This window comes from Streptomonospora arabica (genome assembly GCF_039531585.1).
In the GTDB taxonomy this organism is placed as follows: domain Bacteria; phylum Actinomycetota; class Actinomycetes; order Streptosporangiales; family Streptosporangiaceae; genus Streptomonospora; species Streptomonospora halophila.
Genome location: NZ_BAAAQI010000007.1, coordinates 19,346 through 34,420, shown reverse-complemented (window position 1 = coordinate 34,420; position 15,075 = coordinate 19,346). Strand labels below are relative to the sequence as shown.

Below are 15,075 nucleotides of genomic sequence, written 5' to 3'. Positions count from 1 at the left end.
CGGTGTAGAGCAGACTTGCAGTATGCGCATCGCGGCGGTGTCCGAGGCCGAAGGCGGCGGGCGCCTGCGCGAACTCGGCGAACAGGCGTCCGGCTCCGAGGGCGCCCTCTCCGAGGGCACCCTCTGGCGCGTCGGCGACCTCGCCGGCGCCATCGCCGACCACGAGGCGCGCGGCCGGCGCAGCGGTGAGCCTGTGCGCTGGGTCTTCGCCGACACCTCCCAGGTCTATCCGGCTCTGCTGGACCGGGGTGTGCGCATCTCCCGCTGCCACGACACCACTCTGGTCGAGGCGCTGCTGCTGAGCCACGCCGGCCGCTTCGGCGAGGCCCACGCGCTCGGGGCCGCCTGGGCGCGCCTGCACGGCCGCGAGGCCCCGCCCGATCCCGCGCCCCCGGGCGCCGAGGGCCGCGATGCGCAGCCGACCCTGTTCGAACCGGACCGCTCCACGCTGCCGCCCGACGCCGACCCGCTCGACGCCCTCGTCGAGGTCTACGCCGACCAGCGGCGCCGCATGGCCGAGCTGGTGCACCCGGGGCGGTTCGCGCTTCTGGCGGCCGTCGAGTCGGCCGGTGCGCTCGGCGCGGCCGAGATGGCCCACGACGGCGTCCCCTGGCGCGCCGACGTCCACGACGCGGTCCTCACCGAGCAGCTCGGTGCGCGCCCGGCCTCGGGCACGCGCCCTCCCGTGCTGGCCGACCTCGCCGCCCGCATCAGCGAGGCTTTCGGCCGCAGCGTCAACCCCGACTCCCCGGTCCAGCTGATGCGGGCGTTCGAGGCCGCCGGCCACCCCGTGTCCTCCACCCGCTCCTGGGTGCTCCAGCGCGTCGACCACCCGGCGGTGCCGCTCCTGCTGCGCTACAAGGAGCTGGCGCGGCTGCACTCGGCCCACGGGTGGTCCTGGCTGGACACCTGGGTCTCCGGCGGGCGGTTCCGCACCGACTACGTCGTGGGCGGTGTGGTCTCGGGGCGCTGGGCCACGCGCGGCGGCGGAGCCCTGCAGATCCCCAAGATCGTCCGGCGCGCCGTGGTGGCCGACCCCGGGTGGACCCTCGTGTGCGCCGACGCCGGGCAACTGGAGCCCCGGATCCTCGCGGCGGTCTCCGGCGACTCCGCGCTCGCCGCGGCCGCCGGCAGCGACGACCTCTACGCGCGCCTGGCCCGCTCCTTCGGCGGCGACCGCCAGCGTGCCAAGATCGCGCTGCTGGCCGCGATGTACGGCCAGACCAGCGGCGACGCCGCAGCCCTGCTGCCCCGGCTGCGGCAGGCCTATCCCCGGGCCGTCGAGCACGTCGACGCCGCCGCCCGCGAGGGCGAACAGGGCCGCCTGGTGCGCTCATGGCTGGGCCGCACCTGCCCGCCGCCGATGTGGGGGGCCGAGGACGACGCCGACGAGGGCGGGTCCGCCGGCCCCGGCGACCGGGCGGCGCGCGAGCGGGGCCGCTTCACACGCAACTTCGTCGTCCAGGCCACCGCCGCCGAATGGGCGCTGGTGCTCATGGCGGCGGTCCGGCGCGGGCTCGCCGACCTCGACTCCGCCGCCGGGCGGCCGCAGCTGGTGTTCTTCCAGCACGACGAGCTCGTGCTGCACGTGCCCCGCACTCTGGCCGAGGCGGCGGTGCAGACGCTGCGCGCCGCCGCCGACGAGGCCGCGGCGCTCATGTTCGGCGACACCCCGGTGCGCTTCCCGCTGGACATCGCCGTCGTCGACCGCTACTCCGATGCCTGAGGCACGCGTTGCGCACGCGCTCACGGCGCGCGAAACGCGGCACAATTCGGTCCTGCTCCTCGCGCGGACCTGACCTGGTGCGGCGTCTGAAAGCACCCGCAGTTCACGTTTCGGACGCTTGAAATCGACACCCGGGGAACACCATGCTTGGAGACGCTTGAAGCCGGCCGAACGGCCGCACCGGCCCAGGGTCGGCCCACAGCAGGAGAGCGGGGTACACGTGCGTCAACGGTGGAGATCGTGTGCGGGGACGACCGCGGCCTTTGCCGTCGCGTTCACCGCTTTCGGTGCGGCTCCGGCCTGGGCGGCCCCCTCGCCCGACGTCCGGGAGCGCCCGGCCGTCGGCGAGCAGATGGCCGGCGCACCCTCCACCGGCGGACCGGCCTCGCCGGCCGGTACCGGATCCTCCCCGCCCGTGGGCGACACCGGTGAGCTCAACGACCACGCCGAGGTCGCCGGGTTCGACCGCGCCCGCTCCCGCGAGTACTTCGCCGTGCTTCCCGAGTCGATCCCCCGGGAGCGCGTGCGCGAGGTCGCCGGGCTCGACGGCGTCGAGTCCGTCGAGACCGTCGACGCCGCCCGGCTCGACGTCGACGGCGAGGGCACCGCCGTGCTCGGCGTCGACCCCTCCGGCTTCCGCAACTACGCCCCCGAGCCGTCCGCGAAGTCCGACGACATCTGGCAGGGCATCGCCGAGGGCCGCGTCGCCCTGTCCGCCGACGCGGGCAAGCAGCGCGGCCTGGATGTGGGCAGCAGGGTCGAGCTGGCCGGTGCGAAGGGGGAGGTCACGCGCGATGTGTGGACCCACGCCACCTCCGGCGTCGCCGGAATCGACGCGCTGGTCTCCCGCGACCTGGCCCGTGAGCTGGGCTTTCCCCGAGGCAACGCGCTGATCGTCTCGGCGCCCGACGCCGACCTGTGGGACCTGCAGGACCGGCTGGAGAAGGCCCTCGGCGACGAGGCCTCGCTGCAGGTGCTCGCCGAGGACCCCGAGCCCCGGCCCGCCGGCGCGACCGGCGAGGCCCTGGACTCGCGGACCCTCGAAACCGCGATCGCGGCGGCCGAAACGCGCCTCGGCGTGCCCTACGTGTGGGGCGGCGAGTCGATGTCCGAGGGCGGCTACGACTGCTCCGGGCTCGTGCAATGGGCGTTCGGCGAGGCGGGGGTGTCGGTCCCGCGCGTGACCCACGACCAGTGGTTCGCCGGCGAGCAGCTCGAGTACGCCGACGCCCGCCGCGGCGACCTCATCTTCTGGCGCAACGACCCCACGGCGCCTGACTACATCTCCCACGTGGCCATCTACCTCGGCGGCGGGCGGATGCTGGAAGCGCCCAGGACGGGGCTGGACGTGCGCGTCACCGACGTCCGCATGGACAACATGGCCGGCGTCGTGCGCGTCCACGGCTGACAGCGGCTCCCGGGGAGCCCGCGGCCGCGCTGCGGCGGGTACCGGCACCGCCGGTGTGCGAAAGGCCACCGCCCGCCCGACGGTGCCGCACCGGGACAGCGAAAGGGGCGGCGCCGCGCCGGCACCGCCCCTTTCCTCCTGCACGATGGAGACCAGCCGGGAGGGGTTGGCTGGACTCCGCAGGAGAGGCGCAGGGCAAGTCACTGAGGGAGGGGGAGCCAGCGAAACCAGCCCTGCTTGTGGTCGTATGCGACGGCGCCCCGTGAGTGCGGGGCCCATCGACTTCTGGATCAAGGTAAGCAGTGCCCGGCCGTTTTGGCAAGGGCGGAGTTCAACGCCCTCCGAGCCCGTAAACAGGGCAGAAACAGTATTTCTCGGGTATTCCTCGCGAGGGTCCCTCCCATGGGACGCGGCAACAGGAACCGCCGGAAAGCGTCCGTACCACGCCGCGGTAGAGGCGGCGGAGCGGAGCGCGACAATTGGCTCCCGCGGCGTTCCTCCCGGTCGGCCGCCTCCCACCGGCGGTGCTTCGCGCCACCTCCGACCGGCCCGCCCCGCCGGTCTCCGGCCGACTTCAAGGCACGGACTCCGGCAAAGCTGGGTAGAAGTAGCCATACAGGCACAAGGGATGCCTATATCCGGCAGGGGCGCGGAGCGGGGGACGAGCCGCGGTCCGCGCCTCACGGGAGGAGGCGCCATGGAGGGACGCAGCGGAGGGCCTGACGACACGGCGGTGCGGCGGACCCGAATCGGCGGCCGCCGCGCCCGCCGCCGGACGGCCCGGCTCCGCGCGCAGGCCGCCGCCGGCGTCTCCGAGCAGGCGGCCGCATCCTACGCGGGCTACCGGGCCTACGACGCGACGGACGGGGGATTCGCAGCGTTGGCACTGGCCGAGGAGGAGACCCCCGCCCAGATCCTGCTGCGCGGACTGGTCGACGACGCCGGACTGTGCCCGCCCGCCACGAGCCGCCGCCCGGACGAGGGGCAGCGCGCCCGCGGTCCCGGCGCCGATCGCCGCGCCGACGCCGCGACGCACGCCCCGCAGGACGGCTCCGCCGAGTCGCCGGACTTTCGGCCCCTGCCCGTGGTGCAGGCGGTCGAGCGGCACCGCTCGGACAGCATCGTCGCCCACCCGATGCTCTCGCACCGCCTGCTGTGCCCGGAGGCCCGATGGGGCGAGCTGCTCACGCGCCTCGACGGCCACGGCCCTGTGGACGTCGGCCTCATCCTCGACACCGACCGGGGCATCGCGGGCGAGGTGCCCGAGCGCGACCCCCGGGTCCGGATCACCCACTACGAGACCCGCGCCCGCCCCGAGGACCTGCGCCTGGTGGCCGCGCTGTTCCGCACCGGCGACATCGGCGCCGCAGGGCGGGTCGTCTACTTCGAGCCGTTCCGCGAACCCGGCTGGCTGGACGCGGTGGACGTCCTCAGCGGCGCGCGCCCGCTGGGTGTCAAGATCCGCTGCGGCGGCCCGCGCCCGGAGCTGGTCCCCGACGCCCGCGAGCTCGGCGTGCTCATCACCGCCTGCGTGGAGCGCGACGTCCCGTTCGTGGCGGCCGGCGGGCCGCCGCAGGCCGCAGGCCGCACCGACCCCGCCACGGGCGCCCCGCAGTACGGCTACCTGAACCTGCTGCTGGCCACCGCCTCCGTCGTCGACGGCGACCACGGCAGCGTGCCCGGCCTGCTGTCGGCCACCGACGCGCGGCACCTCGCGCGCCTGGCCCGCGGTCTGCACCCGGCGACCGCGCTGCGCACGCGGGAGGTGCTGATGGGCTACGCCGCGCGCAGCACCGGCGACCCCGTACGCGAGGCCGCGGCGCTCGGCCTGCTGGGCGGCTGGCAGGTGTAAGCGCACGGGCGCGCCCGGGTCCGTACTCGGTCCGGGCTGCGCGCGGCAGCGGTGAGCGACGAGGAGGACCGTGCGGACGACGTGGGTGCCCGGAGCCGACAGCACGGGCTACGGTGCGGACAACCTCCCCTACGGCGTGTTCGCGCGCGCCGGGGAGCCGCCGCGGGTGGGCGTGCGGGTGGGCCGGTGGGTGCTCGACCTGGCGGGGGCGCTGGGCGACCCGGAGTTCGCGGCGCCCTCCCTGGGCCCCTTCATGGCGCGCGGCTCCACGGCCTGGCGGGCGACCCGCGCCAAGGTGGCCGGGATGCTCGCGGCCGACAAGGGGCGCGCGGCCGCCGAACCGCACCTGGTCCCGCTGTCGGAGGTGCGGCTGCTGCGCCCCTTCGAGACGGCCGACTACACCGTCTTCCAGGGGTCGGCGGAGCACGCCGCCGCCGTCCAGAACCTGCTCCGGCCCGGCACCGGCCTGCCCGACCGGTGGTACCGCCAGCCCGTCGGCCGGCACGGGCGCGCCGGCGCCCTGACCGCCTCCGGCTGCGGTGTGCGGCGCCCCGCGGGCCAGCGCGCGCGTGCGGGCGGCGGGGCGCCGCACGTCGGGCCGAGCGCACGCATGGACGCCGAGGCGCACCTGGGCTTCGTCGTGGGCGTGCCGACCTCGCCGGGGCGCAGCGTGCCGGTCTCCGGTTTCGTCGAGCACGTCTTCGGCGCGGTGCTGGCGGCCGACTTCAACGCGCGCGACATCGAGGCGTGGGAGGGCCTGCCACTGGGCCCGCTGACCGGTGCGTCGTTCGCCGTCCCGGTATCGCCGTGGGTGGTGCCCACCGACGCGCTGGGGGCGGCGCGGTTCGCGGGCCGCGCGCAGGCGCCGCCGCCGTTGCCGAACCTGGCGCGGGTGGCCGACTGGGGTCTGCGCGTCCGGTTCGAGGTGCGCCTGAACGGCGACGTCGTCTCCCGGCCGCAGTACGCGGCCATGTACTGGACCCCCGACCAGCTCCTCGCCCACCTGACCGCGAACGGGGCGGCGCTGCGCACCGGCGACCTCTACACCTCGGGCGCGGTCTCCGGGGGAGAGGAGGGGCGGCGCGGGAGCCTGCTGGAGCTGGAGTCGGCGGGCGAGGCTCCGCTCCGGCTCTCCGGCGGCGCGGCCCGCGGCTATCTGGAGGACGGCGACACAGTCGGGATCCGCGCCTGGGCGCAGGGGATGGGCGGCGGTCTCATCCGGCTCGGCGAGGTCGGCGCTACGGTGCTGCCCGCCGAGGGCTGACGCGGCGGCCGGCGCGTCGACCGCGGCCCGCGATGCGAACGGCGGGGACTCGCGCGAGTCCCCGCCGCCATCGGCCGGCCGGCTCACCTGGCCGCCGCTTCCGCCCCGCAGGGCCGCGGGTGCACTACAAGCGGACCGTCACATCGGGCAGGGGCCACGGGATCGCATCCCACAGGCCCAGGGGGCCGGAGTCCGATGACTCCTCCGCCTGCCCGGTCCCGGTGCCGTCGCGGCCGGACTCCTCGTTCTGCTCGGCGTCCTCCTGGGCGCCGGCCTTCTCCGAGGCGGCGTCGGCCGCGGTTTCGGCGGCGAGTCCGGTCATCATCCGCTCGACCTGCGCCGGTTCGGCCGCGAAGCGGTCCGCGCAGGCGCGGGCCGCCTCGTCCCGGGAGTCGGAGCCGACCGACCGCCACAGCTCGAGCAGTGCGCTGTCGTCCGCGGCGACCTCGGCCGGCACCGCATCGGAGTCCCCGGTCAGCAGCTTCTCGGCCACACAGGTGCGCGCGTCCGCCAGCGGGACACCGGGCGCGAACATGCCGTCGGCGGCCTCCGCGGACCGGCCGGCGGCCTCACCGGTGGGCTGCTGTCCGGTCTCGGGGATCTCCTCGGCGGGCTTTCCGCCGGTCTCAGGAACCTCTTCGGCGGGCTGTCCGCCGGTGCCGGGTGAGGGGGTCACAGCGCCCTGCTCCGGCACCTCCTCCTGCGGCTTCCCGGCGCCCGGCGTCGCGTCCGCCCCCTGGTCCTCCGGCTCCTGGCCCTGCGTGCCCGCAGGCCGGACGTCGGCGGACGGCCCACCGGCCTCCTGCTTGGAGGGCCCTTCGTCCGCGGACTCGCCGGTGCCCTCCGCAGGCTGCTCCTCGGCGGTGCCCTCACCGGAGCCGGCGGACTCCGCGGAACCGGCCTCCTCGCCGCCGGAGTCCGCGGCCTCCTGACCGTCCTCCTCCGCGCCTGCAGACTCCTCGGCGCCCTGCGTCCCCTCGTCCGCGGTGCGCCGCTCCACGCCGTCGGCGAAGGCGGCCAGCTCGTCGGCCTCCCAGCGGTCCGGCTGGAGGTAGGCCTCCACGGCCACGCCCTGTTCGGGGACCCAGAAGAGGTCGCCGGTCTTCTCGGACATGTAGGCCGGGAAGCCGTTGGCCTTCGTCTTCTGCAGCGCCTTGTCCTCGATTCGGCCGTAGCGGGCCTTCCGCAGGTCGTCGAGGTCGGTGATGTCCTGCGAGCGGATCACGCTGACCCTGCCGTACACCGCGTCGGTGCCCTGCACCCACGAGACCGTCGAGACCCGCTCGCCGGAGTTCCCCGTTTTGGAGACGGCGTGGATGCCGAACCTCTCCAGTCCCGGCGGCAGGTACGCGATGTCGAACCCGTCCAGGGAGTAGGAGGACGCGTGCTGTCGGACGACCGGCCAGGCCAGCGGGTCGTCGCCGGGTCTGTACTCCGCCGACGCCGGGCCGCCGGCCGCTACCAGGCCTGCCACGGACAAGGTGGCGGCACCGGCGAGCGCGATCCATCGCTTCTGGTGCTTGCGCATGCTCGGACCTCTCCATTGATTGCCAAGCGCGTGTCAGGTGGCTGGTGCAAACCCTGCGGGCCACCGCCCAACAAAAATCGCACATTGCGTAATCATCTGCTCACACCGTGTCATTCGCGTGTCGTGGCGCCGAATCGGCCCACATGGCCACCGCGGCGGATGTTCCAGGCGCGCCGAGGCCGCTCCGCGCGGCCGTCGATCACCCCAATCCGATTGCTCCCCGAGCGGTGTCCATTGCCGCCGCCGGTCCGGATGTTGCCCGTTCATTGCGTTCTTTTGGCTGGTAGATGGCCTTATGACACGATGGCCGAGGACTAGCGCGGCCCGAACGGCGGTTCCCCGCGGGCCCGGCCCGCCCGCCGCCACCGGTCGCGAGCCGCCGCCGGAGCGGCGGCGCCCCCTGGACCAGCCGATACGAAGGAGAGAGCATGCCAGGAGCGAGCACGGCGGAGGCGGGTGTGCCACCGCTGCTCGGCGCCGAAGGGCACACCGTCCTGATGGCGCAGGCGGGGCCCGTCGTCGACTGGTTCTCGGACAACTCCGGGGCCTTCATCTCCGGTGCGATCCGGATCGTGCTGATCCTGGTCATCGCCGTCATCCTGCGCGCCGTCGCCGGGCGCCTGATCGAGCACGGCGTCAAGCGGCTGGCCGCCTCCCACCAGCGCCTGGGCAGCGGCAAGCTCGGCAGCCGCGTGCTGGCCAAGGCCGACGGGGCCGGGAACGAGCGGCAGCAGCAGCGCGCCGAGACCATCAGCTCCGTGCTGCGCAGCATCGCCTCGATCGTGATCATCGGGGTGGCGATCGTCATGGCCCTGGGCGAGCTCGGGGTCAACCTCGGTCCGATCCTGATGAGCGCGGGCGTGCTCGGGCTCGCCATCGGCTTCGGCGCCCAGAGCCTGGTCCAGGACTTCCTCTCCGGGGTCTTCATGCTGATCGAGGACCAGTACGGCGTCGGGGACGTCGTGGACGTCGGCGAAGCCGTGGGCACCGTCGAGGAGGTCGGCCTGCGGGTGACCAAGATCCGCGACCTCAACGGCGGCCTGTGGTATGTGCGCAACGGCGAGATCCTGCGCGTCTGCAACATGAGCCAAGACTGGGCGCGCGCGGTCGTCGAAATCCCGCTGGACTCCCGGGTGGACGTCGCGCAGGCCACCGAGGTCGTCGAGCGCAGCCTCGAAACGTTCGCCGAGCTGCCCGAGCAGGCCGCCCGCCTGCTGGAGTCCCCCGCCGCCGCCGGCGTCGTCGGCATCGCCAACGGCGCGGTGGTCTTCCGCGTCATGGCCAAGACCAAGCCGGGCGAGCAGTGGGAGCTGGACCGCGAGCTGCGCGGCCACCTCAAGCGCGACTTCGACCGGGCCGGCATCCGCATGGCGCACCCGATGCCGTCGAGCCCGGCCGACACCGCATAGCGCGGTCCGGGGCCGGACGCCCGCCCGGCGGACAAGCAGCGCACAAGGTTCCGAAGACGCCGCGAAGCAGGTTCACCGCGGCGTCTTCGGCGTTTGGAGACTCCCCCCGGTCGGTCCCGGCCGCGGGCTCCGACGCGTCATAGAATCGCACTCTGTGCATCCGATCGATTCCGGAGTGTTGTCGGTCGATCCCGCGTCGCCGGCTCCGCGCGCCCCCGCGCCCTGCGCGGCGGAGTTTCCGGGCGCGGCACGGCGGGATCGACTCGGCGACACTCGGCGGCAACCGTCCGGGGCCAGTCTTGGACGGTCAGTGATGCACCTCGAAACGAGGGAGTGACATGTTCCGACGGTTCGGGTTCACGGTGGCGACCCTGGTGCTGGCCCTTGCGGGCGGCACCGGCGCCGTCGCGGCCATGCCCGGGTCCCCCGCCGCCGCACCCGCCCCGGCCGTGCCGTCCGCGGCCGCGCAGCTGGACAGCGCCGGTCCCGCGAAGCAGCGGGTGCCGGCCGTGCTCGACGTCGCCCACCGCGGCGCCTCGGCCTATGCTCCGGAGAACACGCTGGCCGCCGTCGACGCCGCGAACCGGCTCGACGCCACGACGGTGGAGCTGGACGTTCAGCGCACCGCCGACGGCGAGCTCGTCATCATGCACGACACGACCCTGGAGCGCACCACCGACGCCGAGGACGTCTTCCCCGGGCGCGACTCCTACGCCGTCGCCGACCTCACCCTCGCCGAGATCCGGCGGCTCGACGCGGGGTCGTGGTTCGGCTCCGCGTTCGCCGGCGAGCCCGTGCCGACCCTGGACGAGGCGCTGCGGCGGCTGCGCCGGCACCGGCTGAACCTGCTGCTGGAACTCAAGTCGCCCGAGCTCTACCCGGGAATCGAAGCCGAGATCGCCGCCGACCTGCGCAAGAGCCCGTACTGGTCGGCGCCCCGGCCGTCGTGGCGCTGGCCCCGGCTGGTGATCCAGAGCTTCGACTGGGAGTCGATGCGCCGCTCGCAGGACCTGCTGCCGCGGGTGCCGCACGGCCTGCTGGGCAAGGTGCCCGCCGAGGAGATCGGCGACTACGCGGGCTGGGCCGACCAGATCAACCCCAACCACACCGCGATCGACGCCGACTACGTCCAGCTCGTCCACGAGGCCGGCATGGAGGTGCACACCTACACGGTCAACGAGCCCCGCGACATGCGCACGGCCATCGGCAAAGGCGTCGACGGCCTGATCTCCGACCGTCCCGACGTCGCCCGCCAAGTCATCGCCGAGGAGACCGCCGACGCGGCCCCCGCCGCCTGACCCGCCGCCTGCCCGCAGGCGCCGCGGCGCGCGTGCTCACCCGCGCGTCCGCTCGCCGGTCGAGCGGACGCGCGGACGCCTGTGCCGGGGGCGCTTCCGCGGGATTCAGCGCGGGCGGCCGGCCACTCCCGGGCGGCTCTGCCAGGGGAGGGGTCCCGACAGCGGCCGGTACTCCACGCCCAGGGCGTCCAGCCGCCGCAGGTGCTCCTCCAGGCGGGGCAGGAACCCGCCGTACTCGCGGCGGCCCGGCGACCACACCGCCTCGGCGAAGGCCGCGAGGCGGGGGAAGACCATGTAGTCGACCGCGCGGGGGGTGTCCATGTGCTCGGTCCAGACGTTGACCTGGGCGCCCAGCACCCGTCGGGCCTCCTGCTCCGACAGCTCGGCGGGCACCGGCTCGGCCGCGTAGACGTCCTCGGTGGTCAGCACGGTGCCGACGGGGACGGGCTCGCCGTCGTCGCCGGACTGGCGGTAGTCCAGGTAGGAGGTGTCGGTCGGGCACATCACCACGTCGTGTCCCGCGCGAGCGGCGGCGACACCGCCCTCGGTGCCGCGCCAGGACATCACCGTCGCGCCCGGCGCGAGGCCGCCCTCCAAAATCTCGTCCCAGCCCAGGAGCCTGCGCCCCCGTTCGGCGAGGTAGCCGTCGAAGTGCCGGACGAACCAGCTCTGCAGCTCCTCCTCGTCGGCGAGCCCCTCCTCGCGGATGCGCCGCTGCGCGGTCTGGCTGCGGCGCCACTGCTCCTTGGGGCACTCGTCGCCGCCCACGCAGATGTAGGTGCTGGGGAACAGGTCCAGGACCTCGTCGAAGACGTTGCGGTAGAACTCCAGCGTGGTGTCGGTGACGTTGAGGACGTTGTCGATGATCCCCCAGTGCCGCGCCACGCCCACCGGCTCGCCCTCGCCGAGCTCGGGGTAGGCGGCGATGGCGGCCTGCGAGTGGCCGGGGACGTCGATCTCGGGCACCACGGTGATGTGCCGCGCCGCGGCGTAGGCGACGATCTCGCGGATGTCGTCCTGGGTGTAGAAGCCGCCGTGGGGACGCCCGTCGAACGCCGCCGGGCTCCCGGCGCCGACCTGGCTCTCCGTGCGCCAGGCGCCGACCTCGGTCAGGCGCGGGTACCGCTTGATCTCCAGGCGCCAGCCCTGGTCCTCGGTCAGGTGCAGGTGGAGGACGTTGAGCTTGTGCAGCGCCAGCAGGTCGACGAAGCGCAGCACGTCGTGCTTGGGCATGAAGTGCCGCCCCACGTCGAGCATGCACCCGCGCCAGCCGAAGCGCGGCCGGTCGGTGATGCGCACGCTCGGCAGCGTCCACCGGCCGTCGGGCTCCAGCGGAGCGCGGCGGTAGGCGGCCGGCGGCAGCAGCTGGCGCAGGGTCTGGGCGCCGTAGAAGACGCCCGCCGGGTCGTGGCCGACGACCAGCGCGCCCTCGCCGTCGACGATCAGCCGGTAGCCCTCGCTGCCCAGACCGGCTCCCCGGTCCACGCTCAGCCGGATCTGCGCGGTCTGCCCGTCGCCGCGCGGCAGCGGCAGGCCGGTGGCCGCCCCCAGCTCCGTGCGCAGCCACAGCTCGGCGCCGCGGGCCGCATGGTCGGCGTCGATCCTCGTCGACGGGGTGAGCACGAGGCCGTCATAGGCGCCGGTCGAAATTTCGGCGGGCCGCGGCACCAGCGAATCAGCGGGCACGGAAGGCGCTCCCATCCGGTCTAGACCAATAGTCGCCCCATGGTGCCACGACCGGACCCCCGGCGGCACGCGCGGGCCCGCTCGCGCGCAGCCCGGGGCCGGGGCGGCCGGATCCGGCCGCCTCCCGGCCGCTCGGGGCGGGGTGTCACCGGATGGGGATGCGGATGCGCTCGGCGTGCTCGTCGGCGGGCGGGGCGGGCGAGAGCCACTCGTCGGAGAGGAGCACCGCCATGGAGTACAGGTGCCAGACCTGCTGGGGCCGCGAGACCGGGTCCTGGTGCAGCAGCTCCTCGATGCGGCCCTTGTCCACCAGCTCGAACAGCTCGGGGGTGTCCAGGATGCGCTCACGCATGGGCGCGACGTAGTCGGCGCTGAGCTTGCGCCGCCAGTCGAAGCCGCCGGCCGTCGTGCGGGCCTTGAGCGCGTGGCGCCGCCGGCGCGCCCGCCGCCGCAGCGGGTTGAGCATCCGCCGCTGGTCGAAGCGCCAGGGGCGGTCTGCCACCGGCAGCCGTGCGAGGTCGGGGGCCAGATGCGTCAGCAACTGGAAGACGACCTCCTCTGACCAGCGCCAGTCCGGCGAGAGCCGCATCGCCTCCCAGCGGACCCGGTGGTCCAGGAACGGGTGGTACATGCAGTAGCCGATGAGCGTGGCCGTGCGCGAGCCGGGCAGCCAGCGGCCGCTGCGGAAGCGCAGGAACATCCGGTCCAGCCCCACGGTCAGCTCGTCGAACTCCTCGGTGTAGGCGGTGTAGAGCCGGTCGCCCTCGGCCTTGGCCTGCGGGGTCATCAGCGGAGTCTGGGCGCGGGTGATGGTGTTGAACTTCTTCAGCAGCCCTTCGCGGTCGAGGCTCTGCTGGTCGTTGAGCCAGCCGCCCCGCAGCGCCTCGCCGCCCGAACCGGACAGGCGGGCCTCCACCAGGAACTCGCCGGGCGCGATGACGTTCTCGAAGGCCGAGTTCATCCCCTCGGTCATCCGCACCAGCCGCGCGGTCCGCGGCAGGGGATGCTCGGCCAGCACCGCGTCGTCTCCGTCGAGCTCCGGCGCCTGCACCCGGTGGTCGGCCACGCCCAGCCGCTCGCAGATGCGCCGGGCCAGGACGACGTCGGGGTGGTCGTCGAAGCCGCGCGTCGTCGCCCGGAATGGGATTCCGGCCGCGTGCAGGACGGCCGCCACCAGCCGGCTGTCGCGGCCTCCGGTGAGCGACAGGGATATCGCCTCGTCGTGCCGGCGGACCGGCTCGACCGACTCCAGGAGCGCGTCGGCCAGCGCCCGCACCCGCTCGCGGCGCGCACGCCGGCCGCGCGGGGCGGGCTCGGGGGTCGGCAGGTCGCGGGCGGCGGTGCGCGCGACCCCGTCGCGGATGCGCAGCGTCGCGCACTCGGTCAGGGTGGTGGTGCCGCGGAACGGCGTGTGGTCGGTCAGGTAGAAGCCGTGCCGCACCAGCGCCTGCATCGGCGGGATGTCGTACTCCGGCGTGGGCGGCAGGCGGGCGTCCGGCCCGTCCTCGGCGGCGCGGGCGACCAGGTGGACCAGTGCCGCGCGGTTGCCCACCACGTGCAGCCGGGACCGTTCGGTGTAGTACACCGGGTCGTTTCGGGTGATGGTGGTGACGGCGTCCACGCCCGCGGGTGTGGCGCGGAAGACGCCGAAGGCCCCGCCCGTCCGGTCGACGAGCGGTCCGGGGTCCGCGTCGCCGCCGAGGTCGAGCAGCGCCCTGAGGCTCGCGGGGTCGGCCAGATAGCCGCTGTAGCCGAGGACGCCCTCGCCGCTCTCGTCGCGGGTGGCGGCGAGCGGTTCGGGCAGCCACTCGTGCTCGGGCTCGTTGGTCCAGGCGAGCAGCGCGATGTTGTGTCGCGGAGCCTGCCAGGCGGTGTGCCGCAGGGTCTGCGGGGGGACGGGCAGCACACGCTGCGCCAGTGCGCGTGCCGCCGCCACGACGTGCTCGGGGATAGGGGCCGCGCCGTCGGGCGCGGCGGATGCGAGTGCCAGGTAGAAGCGCATGCGAACTCTCCTCGTGACCGTCTTCCGGCAGTGGAGACCGGGTGCCGGAGCGCGGTCGCGCATCCGGCACTTCATGAAGAAGACGTTTCGCCTTCCCGGCGAGTGCACGGGGGCGGAGTCCTTCATCGAATTGTCGGTCCTCGTTCACCGCCGGCGAGGGCGACATGCCATACAGGCGGCAGAAGGAATAGCGGGGTATTGCCGCCGGGGACAATGGGCATCCCGTTGTCCGACCATTCTCTCCGCAGGTCACGGGGAAATCCGATCCGCGGGTGCGGCGCTCGGACGGCGGCGTCACCTCGGGGAATCGTCCACTTCGGACGGGTGTGGTAGAAAAACAGCCCGGTACGCCGGGGCCGCGTTTTCCCCGCATGGCGGATTCGCCGCTTGCGGTCGGCGGGCACCGGGCGTACCGGCCGCAGGACCGTATGGCGGCGATGACCGGGAATGTACGAATGAAGATCACGAAAGGCGGCCGGGAGTGCCCAGGTGCAGGTTCCTGTTCGGCACGATCGCGGTAGGCGTCCTCACCCGCGGAGGACTCGGTGCGAGCGCTGAGGCCGCGGCGGCCGGCATCGGCACCGCCGTTCAGCCGGCGTGCCCGCCTAACACGCTTCCGCATCCGGGCACCGGCGAGTGAGTCCCCGTTCCACTCGGCCCGCGCTGACCCGGGCGGGGGCACCGGGGGCGGCGCCGGTCCGGTGCCCGGCGCCGCAGGGCGCCGCCGCCCGCCCGGACCTTCCCCCACCGGGCTTGATAGGAGTCGATGCGGGTAGCGGGTTCATCGCGAGCGTCCGCAGTCACGGACTCTTGACCTGATGTTTCCCTCGATTCCCCGCCCCGCGGGGGCGCGGACAGACCGAAGGGGTATCCAGGGAGGTGCGCAGCCGCGGGCAGGGCCT

The 15,075-nt window shown here is 74.3% G+C and carries 9 protein-coding genes; 6 read left to right on the top strand and 3 right to left on the bottom strand.

Going from position 1 to position 15,075, the window contains the following annotated elements; genetic code table 11:
- Window positions 1-22: 22 nt before the first annotated feature.
- The 4 genes from ABD284_RS13575 (at window position 23) to ABD284_RS13560 (ending at window position 6,250) form a co-directional block, all read left to right on the top strand.
- The gene (locus tag ABD284_RS13575; protein WP_344143304.1) at window positions 23-1,726 is read left to right on the top strand and encodes a bifunctional 3'-5' exonuclease/DNA polymerase; all 1,704 of its coding nucleotides are present in this window, start codon (window positions 23-25) and stop codon (window positions 1,724-1,726) included.
- A gap of 220 nt (window positions 1,727-1,946) precedes the next feature.
- Complete coding sequence (locus ABD284_RS13570) at window positions 1,947-3,134, top strand: C40 family peptidase (RefSeq protein ID WP_344143303.1); 1,188 nt, start codon at window positions 1,947-1,949, stop codon at window positions 3,132-3,134.
- A 697-nt stretch (window positions 3,135-3,831) separates the two neighbouring features.
- Entirely contained in the window at window positions 3,832-4,986 is a 1,155-nt protein-coding gene (locus tag ABD284_RS13565; protein ID WP_344143302.1) for a hypothetical protein, read from the top strand.
- Between the two features lie 70 nt (window positions 4,987-5,056).
- Window positions 5,057-6,250 carry a fumarylacetoacetate hydrolase family protein gene (locus ABD284_RS13560; protein ID WP_344143300.1) on the top strand — a complete coding sequence of 398 codons (1,194 nt, stop codon included), beginning with the start codon at window positions 5,057-5,059 and terminating at the stop codon, window positions 6,248-6,250.
- A gap of 124 nt (window positions 6,251-6,374) precedes the next feature.
- Here ABD284_RS13560 and ABD284_RS13555 read toward each other — a convergent pair whose 3' ends face one another.
- Window positions 6,375-7,778, bottom strand: a complete 1,404-nt coding sequence (locus ABD284_RS13555; RefSeq protein WP_344143299.1) for an ICP22 family protein — start codon at window positions 7,776-7,778, stop codon at window positions 6,375-6,377.
- Window positions 7,779-8,206: 428 nt separating this feature from the next.
- On the opposite strand from ABD284_RS13555, the gene ABD284_RS13550 reads away from it, so the two are divergent.
- Complete coding sequence (locus ABD284_RS13550) at window positions 8,207-9,187, top strand: mechanosensitive ion channel family protein (protein ID WP_344143298.1); 981 nt, start codon at window positions 8,207-8,209, stop codon at window positions 9,185-9,187.
- A gap of 338 nt (window positions 9,188-9,525) precedes the next feature.
- Complete coding sequence (locus ABD284_RS13545; RefSeq protein ID WP_344143297.1) at window positions 9,526-10,485, top strand: glycerophosphodiester phosphodiesterase; 960 nt, start codon at window positions 9,526-9,528, stop codon at window positions 10,483-10,485.
- Between the two features lie 105 nt (window positions 10,486-10,590).
- Here ABD284_RS13545 and ABD284_RS13540 read toward each other — a convergent pair whose 3' ends face one another.
- Both ABD284_RS13540 and ABD284_RS13535 read right to left on the bottom strand, forming a co-directional pair.
- Complete coding sequence (locus ABD284_RS13540; RefSeq protein WP_344143296.1) at window positions 10,591-12,186, bottom strand: beta-N-acetylhexosaminidase; 1,596 nt, start codon at window positions 12,184-12,186, stop codon at window positions 10,591-10,593.
- 130 nt (window positions 12,187-12,316) lie between these two features.
- Complete coding sequence (locus ABD284_RS13535) at window positions 12,317-14,173, bottom strand: asparagine synthase-related protein (RefSeq protein ID WP_344143294.1); 1,857 nt, start codon at window positions 14,171-14,173, stop codon at window positions 12,317-12,319.
- Window positions 14,174-15,075: the final 902 nt, after the last annotated feature.